The 17,317-nt window shown below is 74.2% G+C and carries 14 protein-coding genes; 7 read left to right on the top strand and 7 right to left on the bottom strand.

What is annotated here, in order from left to right; all coding sequences use genetic code 11:
* Positions 1 to 47 precede the first annotated feature (47 nt).
* The gene (locus GC722_RS03025; RefSeq protein WP_156607883.1) at positions 48 to 1,886 is read left to right on the top strand and encodes a gamma-glutamyltransferase family protein; all 1,839 of its coding nucleotides are present in this window, start codon (positions 48 to 50) and stop codon (positions 1,884 to 1,886) included.
* 2 nt (positions 1,887 to 1,888) lie between these two features.
* On the opposite strand, the gene GC722_RS03020 is transcribed toward GC722_RS03025, so the two are convergent.
* Genes GC722_RS03020 through GC722_RS03010 form a run of 3 tightly spaced genes read right to left on the bottom strand, consistent with a single transcriptional unit; the run spans position 1,889 to position 4,584 of the window.
* A complete protein-coding gene (locus GC722_RS03020) occupies positions 1,889 to 2,704 on the bottom strand; it encodes an ABC transporter permease (protein WP_156607881.1) in 816 nt (271 codons plus the stop codon).
* A gap of 1 nt (position 2,705) precedes the next feature.
* Positions 2,706 to 3,572 carry an ABC transporter permease gene (locus tag GC722_RS03015; RefSeq protein ID WP_156607879.1) on the bottom strand — a complete coding sequence of 289 codons (867 nt, stop codon included), beginning with the start codon at positions 3,570 to 3,572 and terminating at the stop codon, positions 2,706 to 2,708.
* A complete protein-coding gene (locus tag GC722_RS03010) occupies positions 3,565 to 4,584 on the bottom strand; it encodes an ABC transporter ATP-binding protein (RefSeq protein WP_156607876.1) in 1,020 nt (339 codons plus the stop codon). The genes GC722_RS03015 and GC722_RS03010 overlap by 8 nt, the downstream gene beginning before the upstream one ends.
* Positions 4,585 to 4,796: 212 nt before the next feature.
* Here GC722_RS03010 and GC722_RS03005 point away from each other — a divergent pair, with 212 nt between their 5' ends.
* From GC722_RS03005 to GC722_RS18810, 3 genes are all read left to right on the top strand, one after another.
* The gene (locus GC722_RS03005; RefSeq protein WP_156607874.1) at positions 4,797 to 6,524 is read left to right on the top strand and encodes an ABC transporter transmembrane domain-containing protein; all 1,728 of its coding nucleotides are present in this window, start codon (positions 4,797 to 4,799) and stop codon (positions 6,522 to 6,524) included.
* A complete protein-coding gene (locus tag GC722_RS03000) occupies positions 6,521 to 8,353 on the top strand; it encodes an ABC transporter ATP-binding protein (RefSeq protein WP_156607872.1) in 1,833 nt (610 codons plus the stop codon). The genes GC722_RS03005 and GC722_RS03000 overlap by 4 nt, the downstream gene beginning before the upstream one ends.
* 429 nt (positions 8,354 to 8,782) lie before the next feature.
* Positions 8,783 to 9,136 (top strand): cupin domain-containing protein, encoded by a 354-nt coding sequence (locus GC722_RS18810; RefSeq protein ID WP_197429726.1) that lies wholly within the window; start codon positions 8,783 to 8,785, stop codon positions 9,134 to 9,136.
* A 440-nt stretch (positions 9,137 to 9,576) separates the two neighbouring features.
* Here the strand turns inward: GC722_RS18810 and GC722_RS02990 are convergent, their stop codons facing one another.
* The 4 genes from GC722_RS02990 to GC722_RS02975 form a co-directional block, all read right to left on the bottom strand.
* Entirely contained in the window at positions 9,577 to 9,771 is a 195-nt protein-coding gene (locus GC722_RS02990) for a hypothetical protein (RefSeq protein WP_156607868.1), read from the bottom strand.
* A gap of 182 nt (positions 9,772 to 9,953) precedes the next feature.
* Positions 9,954 to 10,952, bottom strand: a complete 999-nt coding sequence (locus tag GC722_RS02985; RefSeq protein WP_156607866.1) for a hypothetical protein — start codon at positions 10,950 to 10,952, stop codon at positions 9,954 to 9,956.
* A 39-nt stretch (positions 10,953 to 10,991) separates the two neighbouring features.
* Positions 10,992 to 11,837 carry an alpha/beta fold hydrolase gene (locus GC722_RS02980; protein WP_156607864.1) on the bottom strand — a complete coding sequence of 282 codons (846 nt, stop codon included), beginning with the start codon at positions 11,835 to 11,837 and terminating at the stop codon, positions 10,992 to 10,994.
* 70 nt (positions 11,838 to 11,907) lie between these two features.
* Positions 11,908 to 12,771 carry an aminoglycoside phosphotransferase family protein gene (locus GC722_RS02975; protein WP_156607862.1) on the bottom strand — a complete coding sequence of 288 codons (864 nt, stop codon included), beginning with the start codon at positions 12,769 to 12,771 and terminating at the stop codon, positions 11,908 to 11,910.
* A gap of 116 nt (positions 12,772 to 12,887) precedes the next feature.
* Here GC722_RS02975 and GC722_RS02970 point away from each other — a divergent pair, with 116 nt between their 5' ends.
* The 3 genes from GC722_RS02970 to GC722_RS02960 all read left to right on the top strand — a co-directional run bounded on the left by GC722_RS02970 (position 12,888) and on the right by GC722_RS02960 (position 17,309).
* Positions 12,888 to 13,730, top strand: a complete 843-nt coding sequence (locus tag GC722_RS02970) for a carbon-nitrogen hydrolase family protein (RefSeq protein ID WP_156607860.1) — start codon at positions 12,888 to 12,890, stop codon at positions 13,728 to 13,730.
* A 167-nt stretch (positions 13,731 to 13,897) separates the two neighbouring features.
* Positions 13,898 to 16,153, top strand: coding sequence for a beta-glucosidase BglX (gene bglX / locus GC722_RS02965; protein ID WP_156607858.1), 2,256 nt, complete (start codon positions 13,898 to 13,900; stop codon positions 16,151 to 16,153).
* A gap of 106 nt (positions 16,154 to 16,259) precedes the next feature.
* A complete protein-coding gene (locus tag GC722_RS02960) occupies positions 16,260 to 17,309 on the top strand; it encodes a CPBP family intramembrane glutamic endopeptidase (RefSeq protein WP_156607857.1) in 1,050 nt (349 codons plus the stop codon).
* Positions 17,310 to 17,317 lie beyond the last annotated feature (8 nt).

Here is a 17,317-nt window from a genome sequence, read left to right as displayed (position 1 = left end):
ACTGCGCAGCCGATCGGGCGCCGGGAGACGGCGTAGGGTCGGTGACCATGGCCTTCACCACCCGTCCGACCCTGCAGGGCACCTTCGGCATGGTGGGCAGCACCCACTGGCTGGCCTCGGCCACCGCGATGTCGGTGCTGGAGCGCGGCGGGCGTGCCGCGGACGCCGCCGTGGCCGCGGCCTTCGTGCTGCACGTCGTGGAGCCGCACCTCAACGGTCCGGCCGGCGAGGTGCCGCTGATCATCAGCGTCGAGGGCGGTGAGCCCCAGGTGCTGTGCGGGCAGGGCGTCGCCCCGGCCGGCGCCACCGCCGGGCGCTACCGCGAGCTCGGGCTCGACATCGTTCCCGGCACCGGGCCGCTGGCCGCGCCGGTGCCCGGTGCCGTGGACGCGTGGCTGCTGCTGCTCCGCGACCACGGCACCTGGACGCTGCGCGACGTCCTCGAGCACGCCATCGGCCTCGCCGAGCACGGCCACTCCCCCGTCCCGCAGGTGGCGGCCACGGTGGCCAGCGTGCGCGACCTCTTCGCCGAGCACTGGACCAGCTCCGCCGAGCTGTACCTCGGCGCCGACGGGCCCACCCCGGGCCGGCTGTTCCGCAACCGCGACCTGGCCCGCACCTGGCAGCGGCTCGTCGCCGAGGCCGAGGCCGCCGGTCCGGACCGCGAGACCCAGATCGAGGCCGCCCGGCGCACCTGGCGCGAGGGCTTCGTGGCCGAGGCGCTGGTCGCCGCGGCCGCCACCGAGACCCAGGACTCCTCGGGCACGCCGCACGCGGGGTACCTCAGCGGCGACGACCTGGCGGGCTGGGAGGCGACCTGGGAGCAGCCCGTCACCTTCCAGCTCGGCGACTGGACGGTGGCCAAGGCCGGCGCCTGGAGCCAGGGCCCGGTGATGCTGCAGCAGCTGGCGCTGCTCGGCGACGTCGACCTGGCCGGCCTCGACGTGGACGACCCCGCCACCCTGCACCGGCTGGTGGAGGGCACCAAGCTGGCGATGGCCGACCGCGACGCCTGGTACGGCGACGCCGCACCGGTCGACCTGGATGCGCTGCTGTCCACCGGCTACGCCGAGCAGCGCCGCGCCCTGATCAGCGAGCACGCCTCCACCGAGTGGCGGCCCGGCGCCCCGTCGGGGCAGCAGGCCCGGGTGGCCGAGCACATCCGCCGGGTGGTCGCCGGCGAGGTCAGCCGCGAGCTCGCCGGTGGCGTCGGTGAGCCGACCACCCAGCACTCCGACGGCCCGGACCCGGTCGCCCCGCCGGTCGACGCCGACGGCACCACCCGCGGCGACACCTGCCACCTCGACGTGGTGGACCGCTGGGGCACCATGATCTCGGCCACCCCCAGCGGCGGCTGGCTGCAGTCCAACCCGGTCGTGCCCGGGCTCGGCTTCCCGCTGGGCAACCGGCTGCAGATGGCCTGGCTCGACGACGGGCTGCCCAACACCCTCACCCCCGGGCGGCGGCCGCGCACCACCCTGACCCCGAGCCTGGCCTCCTACCAGGGCCGCCCCACCATCGCCTTCGGCACCCCGGGCGGGGACCAGCAGGACCAGTGGAGCACCCACCTGCTGCTGCGGCTGCTGGCCGGCTTCGCCCGCGACCGCAGCCTCGACCTGCAGGGCGCCATCGACGCCCCGAACTGGCACACCAACCACCTGGTCAACTCCTTCTACCCCCGCGGCTACGAGCCGGCCTCGCTGGTGCTGGAGTCCCGGGTGCCCGAGGCCACGGTCGCCGAGCTGCGGCGCCGCGGCCACCAGGTCGCCGTGGGCGGGGCGTGGTCGGAGGGCCGGCTCAGCGCCGTCGCCCGCCACCCCGACACCGGCATCCTGCTGGCGGCGGCCAACCCGCGCGGCATGCAGGGCTACGCCGCCGGCCGCTGACCTCAGGCCGAGGCGCCGGTGTAGCGGCGCAGCGCGAAGAACCAGAACCAGCGGGCGGCGGCGAAGAAGACCGCCGCCAGAGCGACCGCGCCCAGGGTGGTGGCCAGGTCCAGCCGCCCGGTCAGCGCCTCCGAGGGCACGGTGACCGCGAAGGCCAGCGGCACGGCGAAGGTGAGCAGCAGCCGCAGCCAGCCGGGGAAGATGGTCACCGGCCAGCGGCCGGCCTGGCCGAACAGCGACTGGAAGATGGCCAGCACGTTGTCCAGCCGCACGAACCAGAAGGCCATCGTGCTGAGGGCCAGCACGAAGCTGTAGATGGTGACCGTGCCGCAGAGCAGGGTGAGCAGGAACAGCGCCACGTCGCCGGCGGACAGCGCACCGCCGCGTCCCCCGACCCCCCAGACGACCACCCCCACCCCGATGGCCACGTCGACCAGCGCCGGTGGGCGGACGACCTGGACGCTGGCCAGCAGCTGGGAGTCGGCGGGCTTGACCAGGGTGAAGTCGAAGGTGCCGAGCCGGATCCCCTCCATCATCGTCTCCATCGAGGGTCGGATCACCAGCCCGATCAGCCCGCCGATGAGGAAGTGCACCCCGACCAGGACGAGCAGGTCGTGCCGGCTCCAGCCGCCCAGCTCCGACGTCTGGCCGAACACCACCGCCAGCGCCAGCAGCTGGGTGACCAGGGTGATCAGCCCGTTGACCACCGCCAGCACGAAGTCGGAGCGGTACTGCACCAGGTTGACCACGCCCAGGGAGATGTAGGTGGCGACGATCCTCGCGTCGTGGCCGACGCGGTCGAGCAGCGGGCCCGCCACCTCAGGCCCCCACCGCGGAGTAGCGCCGCACGGCCCGGCGCCACACCAGCCGCAGCAGCAGCAGCGCGAGCCCCAGCCAGAGCAGCTGGACGCCGTAGCCGACGAGCACGTCGGCCCCGCTCCGCCGGCCCATCGCCACCTCGACCGGGAAGGCCAGCATCCACGGGAAGGGCGAGACCAGCGCCACCGCGCGCACCGCCTCCGGCAGCACCGCCAGCGGGGCGAAGGAGCCGCCGAGGAAGAGGAAGACCGAGAAGTACAGATTGTTCAGCGCGGAGATCTTGGTCAGCCAGAACGCCGACAGCGCCAGCACCCACTCGAGCACGAACCGCAGCGCCATGGCCAGCAGCAGCGCCAGCAGGAAGGCCAGCACCTGCGCCACCCCGATGTCGGACACGTCCCCGCCGAAGCCGACGACCAGCAGCACCATGGCCGGCACCACCCCCAGCAGACCGATCACCTTGTAGGAGAGGTTGTCGCAGACGTCCTTGTGGATGGGGTGGATCGGGCGCAGCAGCAGCGGCGACATCGAGCCGGTGCGGATGCGGTACTCGAACTCCCACATCAGCCAGATGAAGGTCAGGTGCTCCACCAGCATGGTGATGGCGAAGTAGGTGACGAACTCGGCGCTGCTGTAGCCGCTGACCTGCCCGCCGGGACCGGCGACCGTCCGCCACACCACGATGGACACCAGCGGCTGGATCACGGTGGTCACCACCCAGATCGCCACCGCGCCGCGGTAGGCCAGGTTGTTCGCCGTGGCGGCGCTGAACTCACCGCGGTAGTAGCGGGCCAGCGCCGGCCACGACACCCGGGAGAAGTCCGGACGGCCCGCGGTCGTCGGGCCGGCCACGGCCTGCTCAGCCACCGGTGACCTCCTGCCCGCTCGGCTGCTCCTCGGGCGCGTCGAAGACCTGCTCGATCACCGACTCGATCGGCGGCTCCTCGACCACCAGGTCGACCACCGGCAGCTCGGCCAGCAGCCGCGCGGCCACCCGGGCGGTCTCGGCCTTGGGCACCCGGACGCTGATCCCGGTGGCCGAGCGCTCCAGCGGGTGCCCGCCCACCAGCCGGGCCAGGTCGGCGTCGTCGGCGCGGGACTCCTCGAGCTCGACGGTGATCGTCTTCTCGGCGGCGAAGCGGTGCACCAGGTCGGTCAGGCCGCCGTCGAACAGCAGCCGGCCGTGGTGGATCACGATCACCCGCCGGCACAGCGCCTCGACGTCGGCCATGTAGTGGCTGGTGAGCATCACGCAGGCGCCGGTGCGCCGGTTGTAGTCGGCCACGAAGGAGCGGATCCGCCGCTGCATGGCCACGTCGAGGCCGATGGTCGGCTCGTCGAGGAAGAGCACCTGCGGGGCGTGCAGCAGCGAGCCGGCGATCTCGCACTTCATCCGCTCCCCCAGCGACAGGTTGCGCACCGGCTTGCGCAGCAGCGCCTGCAGCTCGAGCAGCTCGGTGAGCTCGTCCAGCCGGGAGCGGAACTGCGCGTCGGGGATGCGGAACACCGCCTGGTTGAGCCGGTAGGAGTCCAGCACCGGGATGTCCCACTGCAGCTGGTTGCGCTGGCCCATGATCAGCGCCATCCGCGACAGGTAGGACCGCTCCCGCTGCCACGGCGTGCTGCCCAGCACCCGCGCCTCGCCCGAGGTGGGGTGCAGCAGCCCGGCCAGCATCTTCAGCGTGGTGGTCTTGCCCGCGCCGTTGGGGCCGAGGAAGCCGACCACCTCGCCGTGGTCGATCTCGAAGCTGACCTCGGCCACGGCCCGCACCTGCCGGGTCCGGCGGCGCACCAGGCTGCCGACGGCAGCGCGCAGACCGCCCTCGCGCTCGGGGACGGTGTAGGTCTTGTGCAGCCGGTCGACGGTGATCGCGGTCATCGCACCTCCTGGCCGAACGCTATCGCCGGGGGCCGACACTTCCCGCCCTCTTTCCCGAGGCTCACGCGGCGCTCCGCACGACCGCACGCCCCGGCGGAAAGCCGGGGTGGCGGCGACGACGACCGGATACGCTCCCAGGGCCCACCGACCGGCGCCGACCACGCGTCGCGACCCCGCCCCTGGCCCGGGCACGCGGTCCCGAGGAGGATGCAGTGAACCGCCGCACGCCGCGTGCCGCCGCGACCGGGCGATCCCCGCTGTGGCGTCCGATGTTCCGCCGCCACCGCCGCCAGCTCGCCCTGGGCTACCTGCTGGCCACCACGCACCAGGTCTGCGAGGCGCTGGTGCCGGTGGCCGCCGGCTACGTGATCGGGCTCGCGGTCGCCTCCTCCAGCGTCCCCGCGATCCTGGTCGGGGTCGGCGCGATCCTGGTGCTGTTCGCGGTGCTGGCGTCCGCGGCGGCCTACGGCTACTACCTCATCGGCAAGGCGGCGGTCACCGAGGCGCACCTGCAGCGGGTGGCGGTCGTCCGGCGGATCCTGACCGACCCGTCCGTCGGCCGGGACCGCCAGGCCGGTGAGCTGCTGTCCATCACCAGCTCCGACACCCAGGGCGCCACCCAGGTCATGGAGACCGTCGGCAGCCTGGTGGCGGCCACGGTGGGGCTCACGGTCGCCGCCGTGGTGCTGCTGCGCATCGACCTCGTCCTCGGGCTCGGCGTCCTCGTCATGCTGACGGTCCTCGTCGGCGGCGTCCGGCTGCTCTCGCCCTACCTCGAACGCCGGCTCAGCGCCCGCCAGCAGGCCGTCGGGCTCTCGGCGGCGGTCGCCTCCGACCTGCTGACCGGCCTGCGCTCGCTGCGCGGGTTCGGCGGGGTCGCCGAGGCCGTCCGGCGCTACCGCACGGCCAGCCGGCTGTCGCTGGAGGCGACCGTCCGCGCCACCACCTCCAACGCGGTCGTGGGCACCACGAGCCGGCTCGCCACCGGCGCCCTCGTCGTGCTGACGGCGGCCGTGGCCGCGGGCTACGCGGTCGAGGGACGGATCAGCCTCGCCGAGCTGGTGACCGTCATCGGCATGGCGACCTTCCTGCTCGACCCGATCAGCGGCATCACCCGCTCGGTCCAGGACCTGGCGGTGAGCTGGGCCAGCGGGCGCCGGGTGGCCGAGCTGCTCACCTCCTCCGCTCCCCCGACGGCGCCGAGCCACGGGCGAGCCGACGGCCCGCTCCGGCTCACCGACGTGGTCGAGGACGGGCTGGGACCGCTGTCGCTGGAGCTGGCGCCGGGGGAGCTGCTGGGTGTCGTGACGCCCGACGTCGCCACCGCCGACACGCTGAGCGAGCTGCTCGCCGGTTCCCGGGCGCCGGCAGCCGGCACGGTCCTCCTCGGGGACGTCCCGGTCGCCGACCTCGACCCCGGGAGCGTCCGCTCCCGGCTGCTGGTCGAGCCGCACGCGGTGCACCTGCTGGGCGGCTCCCTCGCCGCCGCCCTCGACACGGGCGCCGGCGACGGCCAGGTCGACCTGCCGGCGGCGCTCGACGCCGCCGCCCTGCGGGTGGACGACCTGACCGGCCACACCGGCCCCGCCGGCTCCGGCCCGCCGGCGCTCAGCGACATCGCCCTGCTCGACCACGGCGCGAACCTGTCCGGCGGCCAGCGGCAGCGGGTGGCGCTCGCCCGCGCCCTGCTGGCCGACCGGGACCTCCTGGTGCTCCGCGACCCCACCTCCGCCGTGGACGCGGTCACCGAGGACGCGATCGCCGACGGCCTCCGGCGGGTCCGCGCCGGCCGCCGCGGCACCGTCGTCTTCACCACCTCCCCGCTGCTGCTGAGCCGCTGCGACCGGGTGCTCTTCGTCGGAGCCGACGGCTCGTCCACCACCGGGCCGCACGGCGACCTGCTGGCCCTCGACGCCTACCGCTCGGTGGTGCTGCGATGACCGCGCGGGGGCAGGACGCCGTGGCCGGGCCGTCGCGGGACCAGCAGCTGCCGGTGGCCAGCGGCCGGGTGACCGCGGCGGCCGTCGGTCGTGCGGCGATGGCCCTGCCGGGTCTGGTGGCCTCCAGCACCGCGGCCGCCGTGGTGGGCAGCATCGCCACCATCGCCACCCCGGTGCTGCTGGGCCGGGTCGTCGACGTGGTGATCGCGGCCCTGGACCGGCGCACCGACGTCCAGGCCGCGCTGACGCCGCTGCTGGCCGCGGTGGCCGTGGCGGTGGTGGTGGGTGCGGTGCTCACCAGCCTGGCGCTGCGGGAGGCGGAGCGGCTCGGCGCCTCCATCGCGGCGGACCTGCGTGAGCGGGTGGTCGACCGGTCGCTGCGGATGGCGCCGCAGACGCTGGAGCGGGCCGGCGTGGGCGACGTCAGCACGCGGGTGACCGAGGACGTCGAGGTGTTCACCCGGTCCGTGCCCACCATCTCGGCGGTGATCAACTCACTGATCACCGTGGGGGTGTCGGTGGTCGCCTTCGTCACGCTGGACTGGCGGATCGCCCTGGCCTTCTTCACCGTCGTGCCGGTGTACGTGCTGTCGCTGCGCTCCTACCTGCCCAAGGCCGCGGTGCTGTACGCCGAGGAGCGGTCACGGGCCTCCACCCGCTCCCGGGTGCTGCTGGAGTCGGTGCACGGCAGCCGGACGGTGCACGCCTACGGCATGGGTGAGCTGCAGGCCGACCGGGTGCGCGGGGCGTCCGAGGCCGGGCTGGCCGCGGCGCTGCGGGCCCGGCGGGCCTTCGCCGCCTTCGCCTGGACCATGAACGCCGCCGAGGCGGTCGGGCTCAGCGCGGTGATCGCCACCGGCTTCCTGCTCGTCCGCGCCGACCTGGTGTCGGTGGGCGACGTCACCGCCGCCGCCCTGCTGTTCCACCGCCTGTTCGGCCCGCTGGGCATCCTGCTGACGTCCTTCGACGACGTGCAGCGGGCGGCCGCGGCGCTGGCCCGGATCGTCGGCGTGGCGCAGATGGACCCGCCGACCTCGCGGGTGCGGCCGCCGCGGCTGGCGACCGCGACGGTGCGGCTGACCGGCATCCGGCACGCCTACGACGACGGCCACGAGGTGCTGCACGGGATCGACCTGGTCGTGCCGGCCGGCACCTCGCTGGCGGTCGTCGGCGAGAGCGGCGCGGGCAAGACCACGCTGGCCGCCATCGCCGCCGGCGTCTTCCCGCCGTCGGCCGGGACCGTCGAGCTGGTCGACGGCGAGGACCCCGCCACGGCGGTCGACCTGGCCGACCTCGACCAGATCGACCTGCGCTCGCTGGTGGGCATGGTCAGCCAGGAGAGCCACGTCTTCGCCGGGACGCTGCGCGAGGACCTGCAGCTGGTGCGGCCCGGGTGCGGGGACGAGGAGCTGTGGGCGGCGCTGGACGGCACGGGAGCCGCGGCGTGGGCGCGGGCGCTGCCTGACGGCCTCGACACGGTGGTGGGAGCCGGTGGCCACCCGCTCACCGCGGCGCAGGAGCAGCACCTGGCGCTGACCCGGCTGTACCTTCGCGACCCACCCGTGGTGGTGCTGGACGAGGCCACCGCCGAGGCCAGCAGCGCCGGCGCCCGCGAGCTCGAACGGGTGGCCGACGACCTGCTGACCGGCCGGACGGCCGTCGTCGTCGCGCACCGGCTGACCCAGGCGCGGGCCTGCGACCGCATCCTCGTCATGGCCGACGGGCGTGCGGTCGAGCTCGGCCACCACGACGAGCTGGTCGCGGCCGGCGGGATGTACGCCCGGCTGTGGCGCACCTGGACCACCTCCGGCCGGGACGCCACCGCGTGACGTCGCCACCCGCAGTCGGCTCGATCGAGATGATCAGGCTGCCATGCGCGAGCGCCGGTACTCCTGCACGACGACGCCGGAGCTGAACGCCCGGGTGCGCTCGTGCCCGAACTGCACCGGGCGGTACGGCGCATGTCCGAAGAGCGGGATGCCGCTGCCGAAGGCGAGGGGGTTGCGCTTCTGGACGCCAACGGCCGGGACTCCTGGTGAGCGGCCTGCTGGCCCGCAACAGCCCGCCCCCGGGGACCACCGCCCATGGGAGGAGGTCGTGCCCGTGCACTGACCCGCCCACGTCTGATGTCGTCGTGGCGGCAGCTCTCCCGGCTCGCCGACGACGTAGAACTGTGTCATCCCTGCCACCGCGCAGCGTCACTGCTGGCTGGCACAGGAACCACCGACGACCAGAAGGGAACCCACATGAGCTCTCAGGTGAGGAACATCGACGATGCCCTGGCGACGATCACCGAGCACTGGCAACCACACCGCCTCGCGAGCGTCAACGACTACGACGTCAAGGTGGTCAAGATCCAGGGCGAGTTCGTGTGGCACACCCACCCCGACACCGATGAGCTCTTCATGGTGCTCAGCGGAGAGCTGACGATCCAGCTGCGCGATCGTGATGTCACGCTCGGCCCCGACGACGTCTTCGTCGTACCGAAGGGCGTCCAGCACTGTCCGAAAGCCACCGCGGAGGTGCACGCCCTCCTGTTCGAACCCAAAGGCACGGTGAACACCGGCGACGCCGGCGGCGAGATGACCTCACAGCTGCATGAGCTCGCCTGACGGGTCCGGCCGATGATGGGCTGACCCGTGACAGCCCGGGTGGCAGTGGGTGGAAGGGTTCGGACCAGCCGAGGGCGAACCTCCGGTGGAGAAGGCCTACAGCGACGCCTCCGCCGGCACCGCCCTCGAGCAGACCCTGACCGATCCCGGCGTGGCCGAGACCATCCGGTCGAGACGTCGAGCGAGCAGTGCATCCGGTGCCCCATGCACAGCGCCGTGGGCGGTGGTGGTCAGCTACCTGGACTCCATCGCCTCGTCCGGCATGGAGTGGCCGGGCCGGCGAGCCCGTTCCGTGAGCCCGGGAGCTGTCGGCTTCTGATGCGCAGGCGCGTGGTCCCTCATCGGCATCCCGTGATCGCCCGTCCGTGCCGGGAGGGGCACGAGCACTGGCGGTGCGGCGGCTCGGTCGAGCGCCAGACGGTGCGCGAGGCCTGGCTCAATCAGTCGTCGTCACCCTCGTCACCCTCGTCTCCCTCGTCGTCACCGCCCTGGTTGCTGCCGTCCTCGTCCCCGTCCTCGGCCGGCTGCTGCTGGCCTGGCACGGGCGCCTCTGCGCCGCAGTTGCTGACCGCGGTGGTCATCAGCACGAGGGCCAGTGCAGCCAGGGCCGCGCGGAGGATCAGGGAGAGGGACATCGAAGCTCCTTGGAGGTCGCGTGGGCGCTCCCGACGCTAGCAGCCGGGACCTCCGCCCGGAGGGCTCACAGAGCCTCCCGCTGCTCGGGGACCGTCGTCACGGTCAGGCCCGAGGCGGTACACCGTGCGTGTCTGGGGCCCAGCTGCGCGCCGACCGCCCGTGCACCGGCACTCCGCCCCGGTCAGTGGGCCGCTCGGCTGCTGGACCCGCGGAGCCGGCGCAGCAGCAGGCCGGCGAGGCCGACGACGAGGGCCACCACGACCAGCTGCCACGAGACGCCGGCGGGAGTGAGCGCGGCGGCGAACACCTGCAGCCCGGCGGCCACCGCCTCGGCCGGCTGCCCCAGCAGCACCCGTGACCCGGTGGCGTAGGACACCGCGGTCAGCCCCGCGGGCACCACCCACAGCAGCAGCAGGTCGACCACCCAGGCGACCACCCGACCGACGCCGTGGACCCCGCACCAGGCCAGCACCGCGCCGACCAGCACCGCCGGCACCCAGCGGGCCCCGCCCAGCAGGGTGGTCTGCCAGTCCGACCCGATGCTGCCGAAGGGCACGACCAGGGCGTCCAGCCAGACCCCGGCGGCCAGCGCCCCAAACGCGCCGCCGATGGACGCCCCGGCCGGCGAGGCGAGGGCGATCAGGGCCAGCACGACCATCCCGAGCACGATGGCCACGCCCGTGGTGGCGAGCAGCGCCGTCAGGTAGAGGTCGGCCCGCGGGTCGTCGGCGAGACCGCGAGAGACGGTCTCGCCGGTCTGGCCCGCCGCGAAGACGGCGGCGACGAACCAGCCGACGCCGGCCAGCAGCGCCACCCGGGGACGTCCGCCGCGGCCGAGCCGGGCGACGAGCCCGACGGCCGCCGCCCCGCTGACCACCAGGCCGAGGATCAGCGTCAGGGCGTACTGGCTGAACGGCAGCAGCACCCGCGGCATCTGCTCCGGCAGCACCTCCACCGCCCACAGGTTCTGCAGCGGGAGCCGCAGCCCGGTCACCAGCCAGGGCAGCAGCCCGAGGGCGAACCCGGCCACGCCCGCCAGCACGTAGAGCGGGGCGGGCAGAACAGGGACCACGGAGCCGCGCCGCGGCGCGCGGCCCTCGCCGTCGCGGGACACGGTGGGACGGAACAGGCCGGGACGGCCCGAGGCGGTGGCGCCCCGATCGGGGATCGTGCTGCTCACGGCGGCGACCCTACGGCGCAGGAGGTCCCGACGACCTGCTCAGCGCTCGAGCGGGTGCGCGCCCAGGTGCTCGAGCAGCAGACCGGCCAGCTCGTCAGGTCGCTCCTCTGGCACCCAGTGCGAGACGCCGGGCAGCACCACGAACCGGTACGGGCCGTCGACGAACGCGGCGGTGCCCTCGGCCGCGCGCCGGCCGAGGGCGGTGTCTCGGTCGCTCCACACGTACAGGGTGGGCACCCGGATCCTGCCGGCGCGCAGCCGGCCGGGTACCCGGAGGGCCCGGTACCAGTTGACGGCCCCGGTCGCCGTGGCCGGGTCGGCGAGCAGCCGCACCGCCGCCTCCGGCTCCGGCATGCCGGTGCGAGCCAGCATCCGCCGGACGACCGCACCACCACGCGCCCGGAACGCCCGCTCGGCCAGACCGGGCACCTGGAAGGCCAGCACGTACCAGGAGCGCAGCGCCTGGCTGCCGAGGAAGGAGCGGGACAACGCCGCGGGGTGCGGGACGGACACCGCGCAGAGGGTGGCCACCCGGTCGGCGTGCCGGCCCGCGAGCGCCCAGCCGACCGCGGCCCCCCAGTCGTGACCCACCAGGTGGAAGCGGTCCGCGCCGGCCGCGTCGGCCAGGGCCAGCACGTCGGCCACCACCCGGGCCAGGTCGTAGGAGGCGACGTCGGCCGGTCGGGCGCCGGGTGAGTAGCCGCGCTGGTCCGGCGCCAGCACCCGGCAGCCGGCGGCGACCAGGGGTGGCACGACCCCGGACCAGCTGGCGGAGGTCTGCGGGAAACCGTGCAGGGCGATCACGACCGGGCCGTCGAGCGGGCCCTCGTCGCGGACGTCGAAGGTGAGGCCGTCGGAGGTGAAGCTCGTGAGCCGTCCAGACATGCGACCAGTCTGGCGCCTTCTGCGGCGGGCGCACGGCTGCTCGTGCCGCGCCCGATCTGCTGACCCTCGTTCACGCCCAACCGGAGCTGAGGTCGTCCAGCAGCAGGTGGACGCGCTCGCACACCCCCTCGAACTGGGTCACGGACCGGTTGACGGCCCACCAGGCGAGGTTGTTGTAGCTGACGGCGACGGCGCAGGTGGCGAACACCGCCGGCCCTGCGACGGCACAGGCCTCCGCGCGCAGGGTCTCCACCGCTGCGGCGGAGGCGCCTGGGTAGATGAAGCACTGCCGGTAGAGGTCGGCCAGGTCCCGGACCCGGGTGCCGCGGGCGACCGTCTCGAAGTCGATGAACCGCACCGCGCCGTCCGGGGTCAGGATCAGGTTGGAGCTGCTGTAGTCGCCGTGGGTGAGGTCGGTGACGGGCAGCGCCACGGGTCCGAGGCGCCTCACCACACCATCACCACGACGCACCAGAGCGGCACCCGCCGGCGTGCGCTCCTGCACCAGGGCCCGCCACGGGTGCTGACCGGAGAGCACCGACCCCAGCTGCGCGGAGTCGTCCTCCGCCCCCGCCACGGCCAGCCCCGCCTGCCGGGAGTTCGCGTCCACGACGGCGCGCACCGTCGTCTCGTCCAGCTGGGAGATCGGGCGGCCGGGCACGAGCTCCTGCAGCAGGAACGCCGTTCCGTCCGCGAGCGTGCCGACATGCAGCCACTCAGCTCCCGGCCACCCGCGGGCCACCCCGTGACGGGCCACCGGAGCCGCCGCGAGCAGCCGCCGGGCCCGTGCCGCATCCGGTTGCAGCTTGAGCACGAGGGGTTGGTCGTGGGCCGCGACGAGATGCGCCCCGCCCTGCTCACCTCCAGGCAGACGGCGGACCACCCTCAGCTCCAGTCCGGTCTGCTCCTGGATCTCCGTCAGGGGCAGACTCATACGGCCAACCTAGGGCGCACGATCGGCGTGGTCACACCCCGCCGGTGGCCGGGCCGATCGCAGGCACCGTCGTGGCGGACCACGGATACGACTCCGTCACCGACCATCCTGGTCGGGTGACGGTGCTCAGGGTGGCGGTCGGGCAGGGAATCGGGTCCGAGGTGCCGGACGCGGCCGTCGTGCGGGGGAACGGGGCAGCCATCCGGGCGGTGATGCGCGAGGCGCGCGAGGCCGGTGCGCGGCTCGCCGTCTTCACCGAGGGAGCCCTGTCCAGCTACCCGGGCAAGCGTCGGATGTCGTCCGACCCGGACCGCCTGGCCGAGGCGGACTGGAGCAGGATGCCGTGGTCGGTGGTCGACGAGGAGCTCGCCCTCATCCGCCGCCTCGCGGCCGAGCTCCGGCTGTGGGTGGTGGTCGGGTCGGTGTGGCGGGTGGCGGAGGTGGGCCGGCCCACCAACAGCCTCCTCGTCGTCGACGACCGGGGCGGGCTCGCCGCCCGTTACGACAAGCGCTACCTCTCCCGCACCGAGTCCTCGTTCCTGTACCGCGCCGGTCAGCACCCGGTCGTGGTGGAGGTGGACGGGTTCCGGATCGGCCTCCTGCTCTGCATCGAGGCGCTGCTGCCGGATGCGGTGATCGAGTACGAGGAGCTGGACGTCGACGCCGTCGTCATCTCGACCTTCACCGACCAGCCGCCCGCACAGGCCCAGGACGACCAGCGTGCCCTGGCCCACGCCACGATGATCGACGGCTGGACGGTCCTCGCCGTCCCCTCCACCGCGACCGGCAACATGGTGTCGGGCGTGGCCGCGGCCGGCTTCCGCTGGCTCGCGCAGGGCCGCCCCGACGGCAGCGTGCAGACGGTCGTCGCCGACCTCGACCGGAACGACCCGAGGATCCGGTTCGGTCGCGAGCGCGGTCGCACCTGGCGTCAGCAGCAGCGACGGCCCGCGAGGTGAGCCGGCGAGGTGAGTGGACTGAGCGGCACGTCCTGAGCACAGCGGCGGCCCCGTCGCCCTGAGGGCCCGGTCCCTGCTTCACTGATGATCACCGTGGGCGGGGACGACACAGCCGGAGCCTCCGCTCGTCGCGACCGACCAGCCGCCACCACTCGACGAGGAGTGCCATGACCGACCCGACCAGCACCAGCGACGACGGCGTCGCCAGCCGGGTGGAGGCCCTGCTGGCCGACATGACCCTGGCCGAGAAGGCGGGGCAGCTGACCCAGTTCTTCTACTTCGACCTGCCGCCGGCGGAGGAGATCGAGGAGACGCTGAACGCCGACTTCGCCCGGCAGCCCGCCATGGTCGAGGCCGAGCTGAGCCAGGGCCGCGTCGGCTCGCTGCTGTTCGTCACCGACCCGGCCGAGGTCAACCGGCTGCAGCGGATGGCGGTCGCGGGCAACCGGCACGGCATCCCGGTGCTGTTCGGCTTCGACGTCATCCACGGCCTGCGCACGATCTTCCCCGTCCCGATCGCGATGGCCGCCTCGTGGGACCTGCGGACCGTCGAGCAGGGGCAGGCGGTGGCCGCCCGGGAGGCCCGCGCGGTGGGCATCCACTGGGCCTTCGCGCCGATGGTCGACATCGCCCGCGACCCGCGCTGGGGCCGGATCGTCGAGGGCGCCGGCGAGGACCCCTACCTCGGCAGCGCGGTCGCCGCGGCCCAGGTCCGCGGCTTCCAGGGCGCGTCGCTCGGCGAGCAGGATCGGATCATCGCCGGCCCCAAGCACTTCGCCGGCTACGGCGCCGCGCTCGGCGGCCGCGACTACGACGAGGTGGACCTCTCCGACGCCCAGCTGTGGAACGTCTACCTGCCGCCGTTCGAGGCCGCCGTCGCGGCCGGTGCGGGCAACATCATGACCGCTTACATGCCCCTCAACGGCATCCCGGCGACCGCCAACCGCTGGCTGCTGGAGGACGTGCTGCGCCGGCAGTGGGGCTTCGAGGGTTTCGTGGTCAGCGACGCCCAGGCGGTGCACAACCTGCGCACCCACGGCTTCGCCGCCGACCAGGTCGACGCCGCGGCCCGCGCGGTCGCCGCCGGGCTGGACCTGGAGATGGCCATCGCCGACCCTGCCTACACCCACCTGCCCGAGGCGGTGGAGCAGGGGCTCGTGGACGAGGCGGCCCTGGACGCGGCCGTCCGGCGGGTGCTGACGGCCAAGGTGCGGATGGGGCTGCTCGACGACCCCTACGTGGACGAGGCGCGGGCCCGGGAGGTCCTCGCCGACCCGGCCCACCGCGACGTCGCCCGCGCCGCCGCCCGCCGCGCGGCGGTGCTGCTCCGCAACGAGGGCGACCTGCTCCCCCTCGACCGTCCGGCCTCGCTGGCGGTGGTCGGCCCGCTGGCCGACTCACCGCGCGACACCCTCGGCCCCTGGGTCTTCGACTACGACTCGTCCGAGACGGTGACGGTGCTGCAGGGCATCCGGGAGCGGGCCGGCCAGCACACCGAGGTCTCCTACGCCCCCGGCATCCGTCCCGCCCAGCGCACCTTCCCGTCGATGTTCGACATGTGGGGGGACAACGCCCCGGTCGACCCGGCCGGCTTCGACGACGCCGCCGAGCTGGACCGCGCCGTCACGCTGGCCCGGGAGGCCGACGTCGCCGTCGTCGTGCTCGGCGAGTGGCAGAACATGATCGGCGAGGCCGCGTCCCGCTCCAGCCTCGAGCTGCCCGGCGACCAGCTGGCCCTGCTGCAGGCCGTGGTGGCCACCGGCACCCCGGTGGTGCTGCTGGTGATGAACGGACGTCCCCTCGACCTGCGCTGGGCCGCCGAGCACGTGCCCGCCGTCCTCGACATCTGGTACCCCGGCACGCAGGGCGGTGCCGCCGTCGCCGACCTGCTCTTCGGCGACGCCGCACCCGGTGGGAAGCTGCCCTTCACCTGGCCCCGCACCGTCGGCCAGGTCCCGATGGTCTACAGCCACACGCGCTCCCACGAGCCGGCCAACCAGGGCCGGCGGTACTGGGACGAGGCCAGCACCCCGCTGTTCCCGTTCGGGCACGGGCTGTCCTACGGCCGCTTCGAGTACAGCGACCTGTCGCTGGACCGCGACACCCTCCGGCGCGGCGAGACCGTCACCGTCACGGTCACGGTCACCAACACCGGTCCCCGCCCGGGTGAGGAGGTGGTGCAGGTCTACCTATCCCAGCGCTCCGGCACGGCGGCACGCCCGGTACGTGAGCTCAAGGGGTTCGAGCGCGTCGGCCTGGCCGTCGGCGAGTCGCGGACCCTGCGGTTCCCGCTCGGTCCCGACGAGCTGCGCTACTGGAACGCCGCCGCCCGGGACTGGGTGGTCGACGCCGCCACCTTCGACGTGCACGTCGGCGGCGACTCCACCGCGAGCACCAGCACCAGCTTCGCCGTCAGCGGATGACCTCCGACGCGTCGTGACACCTGTCACCGCGGCCCCGGGAAGGGGCCACCGGAAGCGGTGAGCGACGGCCCTGCCCGGGCGGCGCGGCGGCGGCGAGGCTGGGGGCATGACCTCGACACCTCCGGGCGGCCAGCCGCCGGCACCGCTGCGACGCCCGCTCCGCGACGTCCCCACCGTCGACGAGACGCCCGCACCTCCGCCGGCCCCCGCCGGGCCGGTGCGCCCCAGCCCGCTGCCGGTCGGTCCCACCGAGTACCACCACTTCCTGCGCACCCCGCGCAGCGCCTGGTGGCGGGGCGCGCTCGCGGTCGTGCTGACCTGCGTGCTGTTCCTGGTGGTGCAGGTGGTGCTGCTGGTGCCGCTCACCCTGGTCCAGGCGCTGACCGGCACCGAGCTGCTGCGCTTCCAGGGCACGACCATGGTCCTCACCCCGACGCTGCTGGCCGTCACCAACGTCTCGATCGCGGCGATGATCCCGATCTCGATGCTGCTGCAGCGCTCGCTGTTCGGTCAGCCGGCGCGCTGGCTGCACTCGGTGCACGGCCGCTTCCGGTGGCGCTTCGCCGCCCGGCTGACCGCCGTCCTGCTGCCGGTGTGGCTGGTCTACGCCGGGCTGCTGATCTGGCTCTTCCCCGAGGCGGCCGGCGCGGGTGGGGCCGCTCCGACCCTGGCCAGCACCCTGCTCATGCTGGCGGTCGTCGTGGTCAGCACCCCCTTCCAGGCCGCCGGTGAGGAGTACGCCGCCCGCGGGCTGCTGGCCCGCAGCTTCGGCTCCTGGTTCGCCTCGCCCCGCCTCGCCCTGATCGCGGCGCTGGTGGGGCCCAACCTGCTGTTCATGGTGGCCCACGGTGCCGGGGACTGGACGCTCGCGCTGTACTACCTGTTCTTCGGGCTGGCCTGCACCGTGCTGGTCTGGCGCACCGGTGGTCTGGAGGCCGCGGTGGTGCTGCACGCGGTCAACAACACGACGCTGTTCGGGCTCTCGGCGTTCGTGACCAGCGAGGTGGTGATCGACCGCAGCGCCGGCTCGGGCGGGGCCATGATGCTGATCCCGGCCGCCATGATCGCCCTCACCACGGCCGCCCTCTGGTGGTGGTCGCACCGCGCGGGGACGGCCCGGGCCGCCGACCCGCAGGCTGTCGGGACCGCGGCGTAGATTCGGTC

The organism is Auraticoccus cholistanensis (genome assembly GCF_009742705.1).
Taxonomy (GTDB): domain Bacteria; phylum Actinomycetota; class Actinomycetes; order Propionibacteriales; family Propionibacteriaceae; genus Auraticoccus; species Auraticoccus cholistanensis.
Note: the sequence above shows the minus strand (reverse complement) of the source record. Positions and strands in the feature narration are given on the sequence as shown.